The sequence below is a fragment of the Corynebacterium sp. genome, assembly GCF_030826625.1.
Taxonomy (GTDB): domain Bacteria; phylum Actinomycetota; class Actinomycetes; order Mycobacteriales; family Mycobacteriaceae; genus Corynebacterium.
Genome location: NZ_JAPJNQ010000001.1, coordinates 52,335 through 69,634, shown reverse-complemented (window position 1 = coordinate 69,634; position 17,300 = coordinate 52,335). Strand labels below are relative to the sequence as shown.

The window sequence follows — 17,300 nt, the reverse complement described above, 5'->3', positions numbered from 1 at the left end:
CGATGGGACGCTAGTGTGGCGCTGGGATGACCGCCAAGATATTCTTGGCGGTTTTTGCTTGCGCTAGGGCTCTTCTGTTGCCTGCAAGATCCGCGGATTCTGCCACCAACCATTCAGGGAGGCTGTCTGTATCCGGTGTTGTGTGCTCTGCAGCTTGCTTGGTGCTGCTTCCGGTTCCGTCGGCGCTGGCCCTGCCGGTTCCGGTTCCGTCGGCGCTGGCACCCTCCTGCCAATCAGCGGGCTTTCCTGCTCCTGCATCGAGAACGACAGGTGTGTGATCGGGCAGTTTCTGTGCAAGATGCAGCATGGAACTAGTTGCCGAAACTTCTCCGGTTTCATGGCCTGCAACAAGCTCAGAACTAGCTTCCTGGCGAGCATCAGGATTCACCCGCCCCGGAGTCGGCAACAAACGAGATGGGTGGTTTTCAGGTGGCACCACCACGAGTTGATCTACCTTCGCAAGCTCACAGGCTCGTGCTATTTCTGTGGCGTTGTGAGCAACTTCTGTAGCATTATGAGCAACGATCACCCCGAGTTGTGCCGGGTACGGGACTGCTTCTCGCAAACTAATCAATTCACTCAGCACCGCGTTCTGATCAGTGTTACTGGAATCGAGGCTCGCCCAGATTCGGTGCGCTCCTTGCGAGATCGCCAACCGTGCCTCAGAGGCTTTCACCAAGATGTGATGGCGCCCCGTCGGAAAGCCAACGGCAGCGATAATGCTCAACGGGGTTTCTTCGCTGTCATCGTCCAAAGCCGCAACATCCCCGGAGCCACCGGCAGCAGCATTAACATCCCCGGAGCCACTGGCTGTAGCGTTAGACTGCCAAACTGCTTGAGCATCCCCAGCAGCGCGCGCTGCCACCGATACATGATGCGGGCTCACCACAACCGCGACAATTCCAGCTTCGATTGCCTCAGCAACCTTGGTTTTTACTTCCGTCACACCAATCTGCGGGGCTCGTAAATCCCACGCCAGAAAATTATGCAACCAGTTCGTTTCCATCAGTGCAGGCTAATCCCAGCGGTACTCGCCGTTGATCAACGCCTTCAACGACGGGCGCACATCGAACCAGTACAGGCCGATAAGAACCATACCGACCCACGGCAGGATTGGAATTGGCATCGGCACAATAAACGCGGAACCAGCCAGCATTGCCACCCACACCATCTTCGATTGCCGGGAATCAGCATCGAAGGCGTCGTCACGCGTCATGGCAGCTGAAATCGCACCGACCAAGCCAGCGATCGCGACGAGCGAGTAAATACCCTGCTGCAACCAGAACACTCCGTCCAGCAGGTTCGACTGCCACTGCTCCAGTTTCGGCCCGCTGGGTGGCAGCTGCGCGAGGTGCTGGGTCTGCTCCGCGGCCACGCTGGCCTGCGCTAATACGTCAACAATCATGTCGTGTGGTGATTCCTCATCAGTCTATTTCGTGGGTCGTCTACTCTCCGTGCTGCCTGGATATGCCCGCGGCAGCCTGCCTACGGCAACCGAGTTAGCTAGTTCTCGTGGGGATTGCGACCGTCAACCTCAATAACTTCGCCTTCAATGATACGTGGCCTACCGTCTTTGGTCTTCGCCGCCGATCGATTCGTCGACTTGTCTTTCTTTACCCGCCGCAACGTCTGCTTCGCTCGTGCATTCAGGTTGTCGAGTTTTTCTTTCGCCTCGGTCGAGGCTTCACTGTTTCGAGTCTTGCCGACGGCATCGCGCAACTCAGAACTGAATTCTTTGCCCAGGTATTTTCCGCGCTTCCATAGCTTCGATCCGGTTTCTTTGACGTCATCGAGGTTGCTGATTCCGCGAACGTCGCGCGCAGTTTGGCGGGCAGCATTTTTCGCCGTTTCTGCAGCGCCATTGTCCCGATAGTTCGCTGCGGCATGCCCTGCGAACTCGCCGATGACCGAGCGCAACGACGAACCCGTATCTTTCAACGAGTCCACTACGTCACGGCCGTTGAATCGCTTCTCATCTTTAGTCATGATCGTTCTCCACAAAGTTGTTCTAGTTTAGGCACCAAACAGAAGTTGGTTGACAGTGTAGATAACCAAACCAGCCAGCGCACCCACCACTGTTCCGTTAAGGCGAATGAACTGCAGATCTTTGCCCACCATAAGTTCGATCTTGTTGCTTGCCTCGTCGGCATCCCAGCGAGCAATCGTCTCTGAGATAATCCCTGTCACCTCTGACGAGTAGTTATTAGCCAAAAACTCCACTGCAGTATTGATGCGTCGGTCCAAAGAATCGCGAAGAGCTTTGTCGCTGCGAATGTTCTCGCCCCAGCGCACACACAGCTCAACGATTTTTTGCCGCAAGGCGGAATCAGCGTCTTCTGCCGCGTCGATAAACCCGGTGGAGGCTTTTTCCCAGACCAAACCTGGTAGCGCGGCGACTGCACGCGATGCGCGCACATCAGTTTTCCAGTCTTCAACCCGGCTGATCATCGTCGCATCAAACTGCAGGTCATATGCCAACTGGCGCAGTCCCTTGCGAATGGATTTGCGTGCCTGGTGTTGTGGGTCGGCCTCGACTTCGCGGATAAACGACGACATTTCGCGAAAGACCTTGTCGCCGACCAACTGGCGGGCGAAACGCGGCGCCCACGTCGGCATGCGTTCATCAATCATTGTGACGATGGCGTCTTCCGAATCAGCAAGCTTGGTTTTCGCCCAGTTGATGAGCTCATCCACCGCGGGTTCTAGCTTGCCTTCGTCGATAAGCGAGTCCAGCGTGCGCCCCAACGGTGGCCCCCAGATCGGTTCGGCAGCCTTGTCGATGACATGCCGACGGATCAACTCTTCGGCTTCGTTCGGGTCGATCGCGCGCACGATATTCGTGGTGAGTTTCGCGGTTTCGTGGGAAACCTTTTCCGCATTCTCGTGCTTGCCCAACCACTCCCCCAACAGCTCGGGCAACTTGGCCTCGCGCACCTTCGAAGTGATGAGCTCTGCGTTGAGGAAGTTATCACCGACGAATTGCGACAGCGAGTCGCCCAACTGGTCTTTTTTCTTCCGGATCAGCGCTGTGTGCGGGATTGGCAGGCCCATAGGATGGCGAAAAAGCGCGGTAACAGCGAACCAGTCCGCCAATCCACCAACCATGCCCGCTTCGGCAGCCGCCCGGACGTAGCCGACCCATGCCGGAGCTTCACCTGGTTGGCTTTGCCACCACGAACACGCCAAAAAGATGATTGCTGCCAGCACCAGGAGGCTGGTCACAAAAATCTTATGGCGGCGTAACACTACCGCTCTTTCGGCATCAGTCATAAAAGGTCTCGAATCAATTGTCTAGTGTTTTCGTCTCGAATTTACGTCACACACAGAGTGTTGGGTAGACATGTCAAGCTACGAAAAGCCCCGCCCTGCCTCGACGCGGTGAGCATCTGAGCAGGTGCGGGGCCAGGCTGGCAGGAAAGGCAGCGTTAGGAGGTGCGCCCCGTTTCCTTCACGTATTGGCGGTAATGGCGACGTCCATAATGGATGGTGCCAAAACCACCAGCTAGGGTGGCAACGACACCGATAGCACCAATAATCGTCAAGATCGTGGAGTAATTAGCTGCGGTACCAGTCCCCCACATTCCGGTGCCAATTCCCCAAATCAGGGTTCCAGCGAATGGGAAGAAGCTGAGCAACAAGCCCATGCCAGCCCAAGTAGAGTTACGAAGCAACGACGAGTGTGGGGCTGCCAGCGAAACTGGGTTGTAACCCGCAATGTAGCTGTCGTGCAGCTCTTGGGAATAGCGTGGGTAGGTCTCCGCAGCGAAGTCCGCTACCTGTTCATTGGTGCTCATAAGGTGCCAAAGCCTTTCTTCTGTATCACTAGTGACAACTCTAGTCTAGATTCACTGCCAGCAAAAGTGGTGCCGGGGCAGCGGATTCACCGCCCCGAAACAATTAGTCGTCCTTCGAGCGGAATGCCGCGCGAGCACGCTCACGAGTAACAGCCGAAACTGCAGTCAGTGGGATGCCAGCTGGGCAGACATCTGCACATTCACCGTACAGCGAACATCCACCGAAGTTTTGCTCGAGCTCGTCAACCATGTTGCGGGCACGCTTGCCGCGTTCTTTTGCTCCGAGTGGCGACATGGACAGGTGCACCAGCTTCGCACCGGTGAACAGGTGAGCGGCACCGTTAGGACAAGCGGCGACACACGCACCACAGCCGATGCAGGCAGCGTGATCCAGTGCGAATTCGTTGTCTTGCGAGTTCTGCAGCAGAGTGTCAGCATCCGGTGCGGTACCGGCGTCCATGGAGACGTAGCCTCCCTGGTGCATGATGTCATCCAGGGCGGAACGGTCAACGACCATGTCCTTGATGACGGGGAATGCGGCGGAGCGCAGTGGCTCCAGACGCAGGGTGTCGCCATCGTTGAACTGGAACAGACGCTGCTGGCAGGCAGGAGTGTTCTGGCCTGGGCCGTGTGGGCGTCCGTTGATCAGCAAACCACAGGTACCGCAGATGCCTTCGCGGCAGTCAGAGGCAAAAGCGAATGGTTCTTTGTTGTCTTCGATACGTCCGGTGTTGACGTGGTCCAACAGTTCCAGGATGGACATCTGCTCGACGGCGTCATCGACCTGAACGGTCTCGAAGCTGCCTTCTTGCGTAGGTCCGGCCTGACGCCAGACTTCAAGTGTCAATTTCATTACTTGTAGTTCCTTGTCATCAGCGGGATCGAGTCGAAGTACAGAGGGTCGGCGTGGCGGATGAACTTCTCCGGGCCGTTTGGCTGCCAAGCCGAAACGAAGCACCAGTTTTCGTCGTCACGTTCAGCCTCGCCGTCTTCGGAAAGGTGATCGTCGCGGTAGTGAGCACCGGCCGATTCGTCGCGGTCCAGTGCGTCGACACACATCAGCTCGCCGAGGTCGAGGTAATCGGCCACGCGCTGTGCGTATTCCAGATCCTGGTTCATGTCGTGCAGTTGGCCGGTCACGCGGACGTTAGCCCAGAAGTCACGACGAATTTCGCGGATCTTTTCAATGGAGGTCTTCAGGTCTTCGACGTTACGAGACACACCACAGCCCCAATACAGGATTTCGCCCAACTGGCGGTGGTAGTACTCGGCACCGTGTGGATCATCGCCCTCGATGCCCATCAGACGGTTCAAACGGTCTTTAACCTCTTCGACAACTTCCTGTGCCTCGGCAGAATCAGCGGACAGCTTTTCTTCACCAAGGTGGTTTGCCAGGTAGTTAGGAATAGTGAACGGCAGAGTGAACCAGCCGTCGACCGATGCCGAAAGCAGCGAGTTCGCGCCCAGACGGTTAGCACCGTGGTAGGTCCAGGAAGCCTCACCGGCAGCGAACAAGCCGTCGATGGAGGTCATCTCGTTGAAGTCGGTCCACAGACCACCCATGGTGAAGTGACAGGTCGGTGCAATACGCATCGGAGTCTCGTATGGATCTTCACCAATGGACTCTTCATACATCTGGAACAAGTTGGAGTAACGCGCACGCACGGTATCTTTACCGAGGCGCTCGATCGCATCGCGGAAATCCAGATAGCAGGAGTTGTGCATCGGACCGACGCCTAGACCAGCGTTGATCTGCTGCGACAGTGCACGGGAAGCAACGTCACGCGGAACCAAGTTACCGAACGCTGGGTAGCGACGCTCCAGGAAGTAGTCGCGCTCGTCCTCCGGGATGGAGTTCGGGTCGCGATCGTCGCCTTCCTTCTTTGGCGACCAAATACGGCCGTCGTTACGCAGCGACTCCGACATCAGCGTGGTCTTCGACTGCCAGGTGGAGTTCACCGGCAGACCGGTCGGGTGGAACTGAATGTACGCCGGGGATGCCAGGTATGCGCCGCGCTCGTAAGCACGCATCATGGCGCCAGCGTTCGAGTTCTTCGCCAAGGTCGACATGTGGTAGACGTTGCCGTAACCACCGGTAGCGATGACGGTCGCGTGACCAGTGAAGGCCTTGATCTCACCGTCGATGAGGTTGCGGGTCACGATACCGTCGCAGTGCTTGACGCCATCGATCTCACGAACGATGATGTCCTGCATGTCATGGTGGGCGAACATTTCGACGTTGCCCAGGCCAATCTGGCGGTACAGTGCCGAGGTGGTCGACAGCTGCAGCTGCTGGCCGGTTTGTCCACGGGTGTAGTAGGTACGGGAGACCTGCACACCACCGAAGGAACGGGTAGCCAAGGTACCGCCGTATTCACGAGCGAATGGTGCACCGATGGCATTCATGTGATCGATAACGCGGCCAGACTCCAGAGCCAGGCGCCAGCAGTCAGACTCGCGACAGCGGTAGTCGCCGCCCTTAACAGTGTCTTTGACGTGACGGTAAGCCGAGTCGTTGTCGACCTTCTTACCGCGGGCAGAGTTCACACCACCCTGTGCAGCAATGGAGTGCGCACGACGTGGTGAATCGTGGTACGAGAAGACCTTTACGTCGTAGCCCAATTCACCGAGGGCTGCTGCTGCAGCACCACCGGACAGGCCAGTGCCGACGATAAGGACGGTGAATTTACGGCGGTTCAGCGGCGAGACCAAGTTCATGTGGTCTTTGTGGTAGTTCCACATGTCGCGCATGGGAACGCCTTTTGGTTCCGCGTTTTCCAGAATGTCGCCTGGGGTGACTCCATCGACGATAGAGTCTGGCTGGCGGAACTCTTTACGAGTCGAAGTATCTGTGTTGCTCATAATCTTACTTTCCGATCAGGCTAGAACGTTGTCAGCGAACTGTGACGTCACTGGGCGACGATCTAGCTCACCCAACCAAACAGGACGGACACGGGCATAACGATGTTGCCGATGACAACCACAGCTGGGATGACATAAGCAATCACGACGAGGGTTTGACGCCATTTGCGGCCGGTAATGCCCAGATCCGAGACAGCCAAACGGATGCCGTGAGACATGTGCAGGAACAGCAAAAGCATTGCCACTACATAGAAGAGGGTGACTGGCCAACGGCTGAAGGTAGCCAACATGTTGGCGTGCACCTCACCATGGACGAACTGATCGGTGGCCGCAGGAGCGACGCCCAAGGTCAGGTCCAGCAAGTGGAAGCAGATGAACAGCAAAATGAACAGACCGGTAACCAACATGGTGCGGGTAGCGAATGAGTCCACCCCACCCATCAGGTTGGTGCGGTTGAACTTGCCGCGAGACTGCTTCGCACGACTGATCAATACGAATGCGCCCCACACGTGCAGAATCAGCGCAGCAAGCAGGACGATGCGGAAGCCCCACAGGAATGCTTCTTCCGGCAGCAGTGGCGAACCAAGGCTACGGAGGAATTCACCGTATTCATCCAGGGCAGGTACGCCGTCGTGAGCTAGAGCATACAGCTTCAGGTTTCCGGCCATGTGTCCGAGCGTGAACAGCACGAACAGCAGACCAGTAACCGCCATAATCAGCTTGATTGCCCAAGTTGGGACTGATGGCGATTCGCGAATTTTCTCGTTGGAAATTTTTCCGTGGGCGATTGCCTCACGATCAGGATTCTTTATTGTCATGGCACCTCCATTGTCGCTATAACCATACGGCGATCGGGGGTGTTGATGCGAACTAAAACAGTGCACTGAGTGCATTTTTAGCGTTGCTATTAAGTTTTGCCGGGGGCGCTTTATGTGAGGCTTGGCTTAAAGAAAACTGCCAATATCGCTACTGCCACGTGCCTTAGGGCACCTTAATTCGCGATTCATCACTATTTTCCGATTGTTGTGAATTTAGGCACAGGCAAATTTCAGCTAGTCAACGTTCACCCATACTGCGTCAAACTTTCGATCAGTATCAGTATTCCCGTGCGTCACAGGCGGTGTATTTTTTCGGGCTGCCAAAAGAAAAAGGCCGCCCTACCGTCGGCAAGCGGTAGAGCGACCGTGTCTGAAAACTCCTCGAAAAATGTCTGCGGAATCCTAAGCCGCCAGGCCCATTTGTGAGAGGGGGTGATCGGGTCTCTAATTAGAGGTTGATCATGTGTCCATCAGCAACGCCGTGAGCAACTTCTTTCATGCCCTCAGACAGCGTTGGGTGGGTGTGGATGTTACGCGCGATTTCGCCCGCGGTCAGATCGAAGCGCTGTGCCAAAGTCAGCTGTGGCAGCAGCTCGGAAACGTTGGAGCCAACCAAGTGTGCGCCCAAGAGCTCACCGAATTCGCCATCGGCAATCAGCTTGGTAAAGCCAGCCGATTCGTTCAGACCCAACGCCTTACCGTTCGCGGAGAATGGGAACGTAGCTACCTTGATATCGCGATCTGGCCATTTCTCTTTAGCGGCTTCTTCGGTGTACCCGAAGGACGCCACCTGTGGGTTACAGAAGGTAGCGCGTGGCATCATCTGGTAGTCACCCAGCTCCTGGGTTTCTACGCCACCAATGGTCTCTGCGGCGACTACGCCTTGCGCTTCAGCGACGTGAGCCAGCTGCAGTTTAGCGGTGACATCGCCGATGGCGTAGATACCATCAACATTGGTGCGCATGCGCTCATCGATGGCGATAGCGCCGCGTTCGGTCAGCTCAACGCCGGTGTTTTCCAGGCCGAAGCCTTCCACGCGTGGAGCGAATCCGACTGCAACCAAGCAGCGGTCGACGGTCAGAGTGTCTTGCTTCTTGCCATCCTTAGACTCGACCTCGACGGTGACGTTGTCGCCGTTGTCCTTCACAGAAGTGGTTTTGTAGCTAGTCAGCAGGTTCACGCCCAGTTTCTTGTACTGCTTGGCGATCTCCTTGGACACATCAGCGTCCTCATTTGGCAACACACGGTCCATAAACTCGACGACGGTGACGTCCACGCCGTAATTCGCCAACACGTATGCGAATTCCATACCGATTGCGCCAGCGCCGACAATCACCATGGATTCTGGTGCGTTTTCGTCGAGAATCTGCTCTTCGTAGGAGACGATGTTGCCGCCAAGCTCGATGCCAGGAAGAGTCTTGACGACGGAGCCGGTAGCAATAATGCAGTCGTCGAAAGTCAGGGTCTTGCCTGCGTCGTCGCCCTCTTTAACCTCGATGGTCTTGGCATCCTTGAAGTGTCCCAGGCCGTTAATTTCCTGGATCTTGTTCTTCTTCATCAAGTAGTGGATGCCACCAACAATCTTCTTCGAGACCTTACGCGAACGCTTGTGTGCGGTCGGGTAATCAAAGGAGACATCACCAGAGATGCCAAAGTCCTTGGCCTCGTGGTTGAAGGTGTGGGCAACCTCAGCATTTTTCAGCAAAGCCTTCGAAGGAATGCAGCCGACGTTGAGGCAGACTCCGCCCCAATACTGCTTTTCGACGACGGCAACTTTTTTGCCTAGCTGGGCAGCGCGGATGGCGGCAACGTACCCGCCTGGTCCAGCGCCAAGTACAACGAGATCATAATGTTCTTTAGTCACGCCATCCAGCATACGTAATCGCCATAGACATGTGAAAGCACCCGCGAGAAGAATTTATCTGGAATAAACCCAAAACTCGCAGGTGCTTTCAGACTCGCAGGTACCTCCAACTCAGTGCCTGCTAGCAAACAAAACCGCAGATTACAGCAGGTTAAGGATTGCACTCAGTTTGGAAAAGCTAGCGAAAAGCTCGTGGATGCCTGGGCCGAAGAAGTTATTGGAGGTAGCGATCAAGTTATCGAACTGCATGGTAAAAACTCTTTCATCTCTGGGAATCACGACTAGGAAACAGCAGTTTCCCAGTTTTCATCGCGGATATCGGAAAATCTAGCTGCCGAAATCCTCGCGCTTAAGCAAAATTGAGCCTAGGCCAAGGGCAACACAAACACAAGGGTTTCACAACTGCAACATTGCTTGACAACTTCAACATCTACAACAAATACACCAATAACCTCAGTTGCTACCAGGGCCCAAAACCGCCCGACAGCCCCACCGCCGGACAGCCGCACTGACCTCACCAGCCCCCGCCAAAAAAACTTCTTCTTGTAACACCACATCACGATTTCGCGACTACAAGAGTAACTACAACAGTGGCAGACGCGAGCATCGAAATACAGAGACTGAAATACTGAGACTATCGGCGGTGCATACGCTAAGCTACTAACCAACTATTATTTATTTTTACGTTTTCACGTTTAAGTTTCCCGACTGTCTAAGGATCACGCATGAAACTTCGCAACGTATTCGTTGCCGCTGCTGCTGTTAGCACCCTGGCCCTCACCCCTGTATCCGGCATCGCCCAGGTCAACGCTCAAGTCGGCATCGCCCAGGACGTCGTCACTCCACCTGCACCCGAAAACACCATCCCGGTTGGCACGGTGAGTGAAGAAATCCAGGCCTCGGAATTCGAAGATGATTCTTGGCGCAACGTTGTGAAAGAAAAAGGCGATCGCGTACAGGAAGTCACCGTGTATTCGCCATCGATGGACCGCAAGATCCCAGTCGTGACCATCAAGGCAGATCAGTCTGCCGGCCCGCGTCCGACCTTATACCTACTTAATGGTGCCGGTGGCGGTGAACAATCCGCAAACTGGATCGCGCAGACTGATGCGCTTGATTTTTACCTAGAAAAAAACATTAACGTCGTCATCCCAATGCGTGGCGCGTTTTCCTATTACACAGACTGGAACGAAACGCCAGCTGACAGCAAGTACCTGAAAGGCCCACAGAAGTGGGAAACTTTCTTGATCAACGAGCTGCCAGGGCCAATCGAAAAGCACCTGGGCGCTAACGGCAAGCGTGGAATCGCCGGTATGTCGATGTCGGGTACCAGCTCGCTCTTGCTGGCTGCCCACAACCCTGGATTCTATGACGCCACCGGTTCGTTCTCCGGTTGTGCAGAAACCAATTCCCCAATGGGCCGCGCCGCAGTAGGCCTGACCGTTAACCGCGCTGGGGCTCACCCGGATCAGATTTGGGGCCCAACGGGCTCGAAGCGCTCTTTGGAAAACGATGCACTGCTGCAAGCTGAATTCCTGCGCGGTACTGAGATTTATGTCTCTAATGCCACCGGCTTGATTGGCCAGCGCGAAACGCTGCAAGGTTTGCGCGAACAAGGCATCCCAGAACAAGCTTTGTCCGCTAACCAGGCGAACTTGGCTATCGCAGGCGGCGGCATCGAGGCAGTCACCAATGCTTGCACGCACCGTTTCGTCGCCAAGCTGAACCACCTGGGCATCCCAGTTGATCACCACCGTCCAGCGACCGGTACCCACACCTGGTCCTACTGGCAGGATGACCTGCGCACCTCGTGGCCGACTTTTGCACGTGCCTTCGGGATTGCCGAGTAAATCTTCATCATTCGGACTAATTCGAGACCAGAATAAAACCGAATAATAGGGCCCGGTGGGAAATCTTCTCGCTGGGCTTTAACTTTGCCCTATTAGCTTCCACCCGGCAGCTTCCGCCAGGCTGCTTCCACCCGGCAGCTTCCACCGGGCAGTTTCTACCAGCACGATCTGCTCCGTTATTAGTCGCCTAAACTAGTGTCATGTCCACCATGCTCGTCACCGGCGGCGCCGGCTTCATCGGCGCGAATTTCGTGCACCTGACCCGCAAGCTCTACCCAGATATCCACATGATTGTGCTGGATAAGCTGACCTATTCCGGCAACCGCGCGAACCTGGACGGCACCGAGTGTGAACTCATGGTCGGCGATATAGCGGATGCTGAACTCGTCGACAAGCTTGTCCGCCGCGCGGATACCGTGGTGCATTTTGCCGCAGAATCGCACAACGATAACTCCCTGCGCGATCCTTCGCCATTCATCACTACCAACATCGTCGGCACCTTTTGCCTGCTAGAGGCGGTGCGCAAACACGACAAGCGTTTCCACCACATCTCCACCGACGAAGTTTTTGGCGATCTGCCGCTCGATGGCGCTGAACAATTCAGTGAGTCCACCGCCTACCGCCCTTCCAGCCCGTATTCGGCGAGCAAAGCGAGCTCGGATCACCTGGTGCGTGCGTGGGTGCGCTCGTTTGGGGTGCGCGCGACTATTTCGAATTGCTCAAATAACTACGGAGCTTTTCAGCACGTCGAGAAGTTCATCCCGCGCCAAATCACGAATATTCTTTCCGGGCGCACCCCGAAGTTGTATGGCACCGGGGCGCAGGTGCGGGATTGGATTCATGTCGACGACCACAACCGGGCAGTACACGCAATCCTAGAACGCGGCCGGATTGGGGAAACCTACAATATCGGCGCGCATGGCGAAGCCAGCAACCTCTCAGTTATTGAGTTGATCTGTGAGCTCATGGGTGCCGAGGAATTTGAGCACGTCGCTGATCGGCCTGGCCACGACCAACGCTATGCCATTGACCCGACGAAGCTCACCGAAGAGCTGGGATGGCAGCCAGAATTTACCGATCTCCGTGCCGGACTGGAACGCACCATCGACTGGTATCGCAAGCATGCCGACTGGTGGCGCGATGCAAAAGACGCAGTGGAAACGAACTATGCAAAGCGAGGGCAATAGACAGTGACCAGTGACGAGACAGGAAAGCAGCCAACAACGGACCAAGCTTGCCCGCACGTGCACACCACAGGTATCGACGGCCTGCTGGTGATCGACCTGCAGCTGCACCAGGATTCGCGCGGTTGGTTTAAAGAAAACTGGCAGCGTGAGATGTTTGTCGCCGCCGGTGTGCCCGATTTCAAGCCGGTGCAAAACAATATTTCTTTTAACGAAAAGTCCGGGGTAACCCGCGGGCTACACGCAGAGCCCTGGGATAAATTCATTTCGGTCGCGACAGGCGCCGTCTTCGGTGCGTGGTGCGATTTGCGTGCAGGTTCGCCAACCTTTGGTGTGACGGTCACCCAGCGCATCGAGCCGGATACCGCGGTATTTGTTCCGCGTGGCGTCGCTAATGGATTCCAAGCACTGACAGACTCCACCGCTTATACCTACCTGGTCAACGATCATTATTCGCCGGATGCGGAATACACCAATGTCAACCTCGATATGATCGAGTGGCCACTCACGCCTACCGAAATCTCCGTCAAAGACAAAAACCATCCCCCGCTCGCACAAGCCACCCCGATGCCGCCGCGGAAAATCCTGGTCACCGGCGCCAACGGCCAGCTTGGCACCGCACTGCGCGCTGCTTACCGTGGCCAAGAGCACGTGGAATTTTGCTCGCGAGAAGAATTCGACATCACCAATCCCCCGGTGCGCGACTGGCGCCAGTATCAGGCAATCATCAATGCGGCTGCGTATAACGACGTCAACGGCGCGGAATCCGACCGAGCTGGCGCCTGGGCAGTTAACGCCACCGCCCCGGCAAGACTCGCTACGATCGCCAGCGAACACAACCTCACGTTGGCGCATGTCTCCTCGGATTATATTTTCGACGGCCAACACGAGGTGCACACCGAAGACGAAATCCCTTCGCCGCTGTCGGCTTATGGCGCCAGCAAGGCCGCTGGGGATACCGCAGCCCAGAGCACCCCACGGCATTACGTGGTGCGCACCTCCTGGGTGTTCGGCGATGGTGCCAATTTCATCTCCACGATGGCCAAGCTTGCCAACGACGGAGTCCAGCCCAAAGTCGTGTGTGATCAGCGCGGGCGGCCAACCTATGCCCAAGATTTGGCGCGCGGAATCGTGCATTTGTTAGACAGCCAGGCACCTTTTGGGGTCTACAATTTGAGCTCCGATGGCGATACGGCCTCGCGCGATGAGATTGCGATGGCTGTGTTCATCGGCTGCGGTGGCGATCCCGCAGATGTCACCCCGGTGACCAGCGAGGAATACGGCCAGGATCAGGCTGCGCGTCCGGCGGAGTCCACTCTGGACTTGGCCAAGATCAAAGCCACCGGGTTTAGCCCCAGCAATTGGCGCGCCAGCCTCGCACTCTATTTGGCTTGATACGCAGCTGCAGGCCAACCTGGCGGTGGCGGTGCGAAAACAGTGGCGCATGCGATCTAGCAACCTAGATCTGGCAACATAGATGACTATGAAAGGCATCATCCTCGCCGGCGGTTCCGGCACCCGGCTCTACCCCATTACCCAGGGGATTTCGAAGCAGCTCATGCCGATCTACGACAAGCCGATGATCTATTATCCGCTTTCTACGCTGATCCAGGCTGGCATTCGGGAGATCTTGATTATCACCACCCCACAGGATGCTCCTGCTTTTCGACGGTTGCTTGGCGACGGTTCCCAGTGGGGCCTGCTGCTGGACTACGCGATTCAACCGCGCCCCGATGGCCTGGCGCAGGCATTTTTGATCGGTGAAGAGTTCATCGGCGACGACGATGTGGCCTTGGTCCTTGGCGACAATATCTTCGACGGCCATGGGTTTTCCGGCGCCTTGCCACAGTGCCACCAGCCCGATGGTGGGATCATCTTCGCCTACGAAGTCGCTGACCCGCAGCGCTATGGCGTCGTCGAGTTCGCCCCCGACGGGCGTGCTCTGTCGATCGAGGAAAAGCCCACCCGCCCAGCTTCGCCTTATGCGGTGGTGGGGCTGTATTTCTATGACAATTCCGTCATCGAGATTGCCAAGTCGATCAAGCCTTCGGCGCGCGGCGAGCTTGAGATCACGGCGATCAATGAGGAATATCTGCACCGGGGGCAATTATCGGTGCAGCGCATGCAACGCGGTGATGTGTGGTTGGACACAGGAACTGTTGATTCCATGTCTGAAGCTGCAGCGTACGTGGAGGTTTTGCAAAAACGCACCGGTGCAATCATCGGCTCTCCGGAAGTTTCTGCCTACCGAGAGGGATTTATTAGCGCGTCTGCGTTGTTAGAGTTAGCGCAACCATTAATCAAATCCGGCTATGGCACTTATTTAAAGCGCGCAGCCCAGGAAGATTAATGTGCTCGCAGGCCCAACCCGCCTGTCAGTCCCCGATAGACAAAGGTTGTTATGTCCTCTTCACGCAACGCTTTCCAGCGCAAGCCCGCACTGCTCTGGACGTTAATCGCCCTGGTAGTGGCGCTGGCCGTGCTCATTGTTGTTGCTGTAGTTCGCTCTGGCGACGACAATTCCACGAGCGCAAGTGACCAGGATGCGATGCACGGCCCCCAAGCCCCAGAATCTGCTAATTCTGGCAGCTCCGATTCAGCAAATAACCGAATGCAGGGTGGCGAATATTCCCCTGAAAAAGCACGCGAGCTCGCCGAACAGGTCGAGCCCGGCACAAACTTCGCCTCCCCAACGTCCCCCAATGCCAACATCGTCGGACCAGGTGGAGAAATCACCTCTAACGAAGATATCCTCAACGTGCACCGTCGTGACGCACAGGATCCATTCGCCATGGGAGCACTCGATGCCCCGGTTGTGCTCTCAGAGTTTTCTGATTTCGAGTGCCCATTCTGCACGCGTTTCGCCGTAGAGACCGCACCGAAATTGAAAGAGAAATTCGTCGACACCGGTCTGCTGCGCGTCGAATGGAACGATCTGCCGGTCAATGGACCGCAGGCTGAAGTTGGCGCGCAAGCTGGCCGCGCTGCCGGTAAGCAAGGTAAGTTCTACGACTTCCATGACGTGCTCTACAACAACACCTACGAGAACCAAACCGGCGGACACCCAGGTTATTCGGTAGAAGACTTGGTGGAGTTTGCCGAAAAAGCCGGCGTAAAGGATATCGCACAGTTCCGCAAAGATCTTGAAGACGAAACCTACAAGGACGTCGTGCGCCAGGCACGTAGCTACGCCACCTCGGTCGGACTCAACGGCACCCCAGCGTTTATCCTCGGCGACCGCTTCATCTCTGGTGCACAACCCTATGAGGTTTTCGAAGACGAGGTTTACCGCCAGCTGGCGAAGGTAGCCGACGGCACCGTTCCGCGCGCCGGAACGACGGTCGGCCCACAAGCTCAATAGTGCAAGAAAGGTTCTCACGGATAAATGATTGAAGTAGGTCTTTTTGGTGCACTGTTAGCAGGTGTGCTTTCGCTGATTAGCCCATGCTCAGCATTGCTCTTACCCGCGTTTTTCGCCTATGCTTTCGATTCACTTCGCCATTTGGTGTGGAAAACCCTGATCTTTTTGGCCGGGCTGATTACCGTGCTGGTACCCATCGGTGCTGGTGTGGGCAGCATTGGGGCTTTCATGGTTGATCACCGTTCGACGATCATCCTGGTCGGCGGAATCATCATCATCGCCCTGGGCATTTACACATTTTTCGGTGGCGGGTTTAACCTGCCATTTTCTAACCTGTCGTCAAAGGCGAAAGGCTCTGGACCCGGCGCGGTCTTTTTCTTGGGCGCTGTCTATGGCTTCGCTGGTTTCTGCGCTGGCCCTTTGCTCGGCGCTGTTTTGACCACCGCTGCGGTCTCCGCTTCTGCGTGGTACGGCGCAGCGATCATGGCTGCCTATGCCGTTGGTATGGCAATCCCGTTGTTTATCCTGGCACTGTTGTGGGAAAAACTGGATCTGGGTTCCAAGATGCGCCCGAAACCCATCACAATCGGCCCTTTCACCACGCACCTGGTGTCTATGATTTCCGGCGCGTTGTTCATCGCCATCGGTGTGCTGTTCATCATCAGCCACGGCACCTCGGCCTGGGGTGGGCCGCTGAGTACCGATGCTCAGGCACGCATCCAAGAATGGGCTATGCAGTTCGCAAACTTGTCTGACCTGACGTTGGCCATCATCGCCATCGTGGTGCTCATCGTCATCGTGTTGTTCGTGGGGCTACGGAAAAAAGACGACAAGCACGAAAAAGACGACAACCACGAAAAAGACGCCAGCAATACTGAACCTTCAGCTGCTGACGCCTCTCAATAAGCGTCCTCTGGACGCGACCTGCGGCTTTGATTTAATTCTTAGTAGCCGCGCTCGATGTATTCATCCAAGTGGGAGAATTCCTCTCCCACGGTGGTGAAATCACCATGCCCTGGCATGACAGTGGTCTCGTTCGGCAGGGTAAATACCTTGGATTTCAGCGACTCAATGATGGTCCCGAAATCCGAGTACTTCTTGTCGGTTGCACCCGGACCACCCGAAAACAGGGTGTCACCGGCAAAGATTTTTGCTTCGTCTTCGCAGTACAACACGCAGGAACCTGGCGAGTGTCCCGGGGTGTGCAGAACCTTCAGCGTGCTGCCTTCTACGTCGAAGGTGTCCCCGTCGGCAAGACGGGCGAATGAACGATCGCCGTTGGCTTCTTCCCACAGCATCTCGTCATCTGGGTGCATATACATTTCCACCCCGAAATGATCCGCCACCTGCGGGGCAATATCGACGTGGTCGCTGTGACCATGCGTCAAAATAATGCCTTTGACGTTGCGGTTTTCCACGGCACCGACGATGGTATCGAATTCATGCGAAGGGTCGATGATCCAGCAATCCTGGTCGCCGACGATGAAGACGTTGTTGTCGACGTCCCATTCATTGCCGTCGAGTTTGAACTTTCCAGAAGTCACTAGATGGTCAATACGCATGTGTG

Annotated in this window: 16 protein-coding genes; 6 read left to right on the top strand and 10 right to left on the bottom strand. The window is 56.0% G+C overall.

The window, feature by feature from the left end:
• Positions 1-10 precede the first annotated feature (10 nt).
• The 9 genes from RCH87_RS00315 to lpdA all read right to left on the bottom strand — a co-directional run bounded on the left by RCH87_RS00315 (position 11) and on the right by lpdA (position 9,350).
• A complete protein-coding gene (locus RCH87_RS00315; RefSeq protein WP_306514756.1) occupies positions 11-1,006 on the bottom strand; it encodes a hypothetical protein in 996 nt (331 codons plus the stop codon).
• Positions 1,007-1,015: 9 nt separating this feature from the next.
• A complete protein-coding gene (locus RCH87_RS00310; RefSeq protein ID WP_306514755.1) occupies positions 1,016-1,405 on the bottom strand; it encodes a DUF2516 family protein in 390 nt (129 codons plus the stop codon).
• Positions 1,406-1,503: 98 nt separating this feature from the next.
• A complete protein-coding gene (locus RCH87_RS00305) occupies positions 1,504-1,986 on the bottom strand; it encodes a hypothetical protein (RefSeq protein WP_306514754.1) in 483 nt (160 codons plus the stop codon).
• A gap of 27 nt (positions 1,987-2,013) precedes the next feature.
• Positions 2,014-3,222, bottom strand: a complete 1,209-nt coding sequence (locus RCH87_RS00300; protein WP_306514753.1) for a DUF445 domain-containing protein — start codon at positions 3,220-3,222, stop codon at positions 2,014-2,016.
• A 203-nt stretch (positions 3,223-3,425) separates the two neighbouring features.
• On the bottom strand, positions 3,426-3,794 hold the full coding sequence (locus tag RCH87_RS00295; protein ID WP_306514752.1) for a hypothetical protein: 369 nt from the start codon (positions 3,792-3,794) through the stop codon (positions 3,426-3,428).
• 103 nt (positions 3,795-3,897) lie between these two features.
• Positions 3,898-4,647: a succinate dehydrogenase/fumarate reductase iron-sulfur subunit gene (locus tag RCH87_RS00290; RefSeq protein WP_306514751.1), complete on the bottom strand. Its 750-nt coding sequence runs from the start codon at positions 4,645-4,647 to the stop codon at positions 3,898-3,900.
• The gene (locus RCH87_RS00285; RefSeq protein ID WP_373690877.1) at positions 4,647-6,656 is read right to left on the bottom strand and encodes a fumarate reductase/succinate dehydrogenase flavoprotein subunit; all 2,010 of its coding nucleotides are present in this window, start codon (positions 6,654-6,656) and stop codon (positions 4,647-4,649) included. The genes RCH87_RS00290 and RCH87_RS00285 overlap by 1 nt, the downstream gene beginning before the upstream one ends.
• Before the next feature lie 62 nt (positions 6,657-6,718).
• Complete coding sequence (locus RCH87_RS00280) at positions 6,719-7,474, bottom strand: succinate dehydrogenase cytochrome b subunit (RefSeq protein WP_306514750.1); 756 nt, start codon at positions 7,472-7,474, stop codon at positions 6,719-6,721.
• 448 nt (positions 7,475-7,922) lie between these two features.
• Positions 7,923-9,350: a dihydrolipoyl dehydrogenase gene (gene lpdA, locus RCH87_RS00275; RefSeq protein WP_306514749.1), complete on the bottom strand. Its 1,428-nt coding sequence runs from the start codon at positions 9,348-9,350 to the stop codon at positions 7,923-7,925.
• 713 nt (positions 9,351-10,063) lie between these two features.
• Between lpdA and RCH87_RS00270 the strand changes: the two genes are divergently transcribed.
• From RCH87_RS00270 to RCH87_RS00245, 6 genes are all read left to right on the top strand, one after another.
• A complete protein-coding gene (locus RCH87_RS00270) occupies positions 10,064-11,188 on the top strand; it encodes an alpha/beta hydrolase family protein (RefSeq protein WP_306514748.1) in 1,125 nt (374 codons plus the stop codon).
• Between the two features lie 200 nt (positions 11,189-11,388).
• A complete protein-coding gene (gene rfbB, locus RCH87_RS00265) occupies positions 11,389-12,375 on the top strand; it encodes a dTDP-glucose 4,6-dehydratase (protein ID WP_306514747.1) in 987 nt (328 codons plus the stop codon).
• A gap of 57 nt (positions 12,376-12,432) precedes the next feature.
• Positions 12,433-13,767: a dTDP-4-dehydrorhamnose reductase gene (gene rfbD / locus RCH87_RS00260; RefSeq protein WP_306514772.1), complete on the top strand. Its 1,335-nt coding sequence runs from the start codon at positions 12,433-12,435 to the stop codon at positions 13,765-13,767.
• 88 nt (positions 13,768-13,855) lie between these two features.
• Entirely contained in the window at positions 13,856-14,722 is an 867-nt protein-coding gene (gene rfbA / locus RCH87_RS00255) for a glucose-1-phosphate thymidylyltransferase RfbA (RefSeq protein WP_306514771.1), read from the top strand.
• A gap of 51 nt (positions 14,723-14,773) precedes the next feature.
• On the top strand, positions 14,774-15,733 hold the full coding sequence (locus tag RCH87_RS00250) for a thioredoxin domain-containing protein (RefSeq protein WP_306514746.1): 960 nt from the start codon (positions 14,774-14,776) through the stop codon (positions 15,731-15,733).
• Positions 15,734-15,757: 24 nt separating this feature from the next.
• The gene (locus tag RCH87_RS00245) at positions 15,758-16,639 is read left to right on the top strand and encodes a cytochrome c biogenesis CcdA family protein (protein WP_306514745.1); all 882 of its coding nucleotides are present in this window, start codon (positions 15,758-15,760) and stop codon (positions 16,637-16,639) included.
• A gap of 38 nt (positions 16,640-16,677) precedes the next feature.
• On the opposite strand, the gene RCH87_RS00240 is transcribed toward RCH87_RS00245, so the two are convergent.
• A complete protein-coding gene (locus RCH87_RS00240) occupies positions 16,678-17,295 on the bottom strand; it encodes an MBL fold metallo-hydrolase (protein ID WP_018121128.1) in 618 nt (205 codons plus the stop codon).
• Positions 17,296-17,300 lie beyond the last annotated feature (5 nt).

Coding starts and splice junctions, on each gene's coding strand:
- RCH87_RS00315 (WP_306514756.1), bottom strand. CDS start 1,006: ATGGAAACGAACTGGTTGCATAATTTTCTGGCGTGGGATTTACGAGCC.
- RCH87_RS00310 (WP_306514755.1), bottom strand. CDS start 1,405: ATGATTGTTGACGTATTAGCGCAGGCCAGCGTGGCCGCGGAGCAGACC.
- RCH87_RS00305 (WP_306514754.1), bottom strand. CDS start 1,986: ATGACTAAAGATGAGAAGCGATTCAACGGCCGTGACGTAGTGGACTCG.
- RCH87_RS00295 (WP_306514752.1), bottom strand. CDS start 3,794: ATGAGCACCAATGAACAGGTAGCGGACTTCGCTGCGGAGACCTACCCA.
- RCH87_RS00290 (WP_306514751.1), bottom strand. CDS start 4,647: ATGAAATTGACACTTGAAGTCTGGCGTCAGGCCGGACCTACGCAAGAA.
- RCH87_RS00285 (WP_373690877.1), bottom strand. CDS start 6,656: ATGAGCAACACAGATACTTCGACTCGTAAAGAGTTCCGCCAGCCAGAC.
- RCH87_RS00280 (WP_306514750.1), bottom strand. CDS start 7,474: ATGACAATAAAGAATCCTGATCGTGAGGCAATCGCCCACGGAAAAATT.
- lpdA (WP_306514749.1), bottom strand. CDS start 9,350: ATGCTGGATGGCGTGACTAAAGAACATTATGATCTCGTTGTACTTGGC.
- RCH87_RS00270 (WP_306514748.1), top strand. CDS start 10,064: ATGAAACTTCGCAACGTATTCGTTGCCGCTGCTGCTGTTAGCACCCTG.
- rfbB (WP_306514747.1), top strand. CDS start 11,389: ATGTCCACCATGCTCGTCACCGGCGGCGCCGGCTTCATCGGCGCGAAT.
- rfbA (WP_306514771.1), top strand. CDS start 13,856: ATGAAAGGCATCATCCTCGCCGGCGGTTCCGGCACCCGGCTCTACCCC.
- RCH87_RS00250 (WP_306514746.1), top strand. CDS start 14,774: ATGTCCTCTTCACGCAACGCTTTCCAGCGCAAGCCCGCACTGCTCTGG.
- RCH87_RS00245 (WP_306514745.1), top strand. CDS start 15,758: ATGATTGAAGTAGGTCTTTTTGGTGCACTGTTAGCAGGTGTGCTTTCG.
- RCH87_RS00240 (WP_018121128.1), bottom strand. CDS start 17,295: ATGCGTATTGACCATCTAGTGACTTCTGGAAAGTTCAAACTCGACGGC.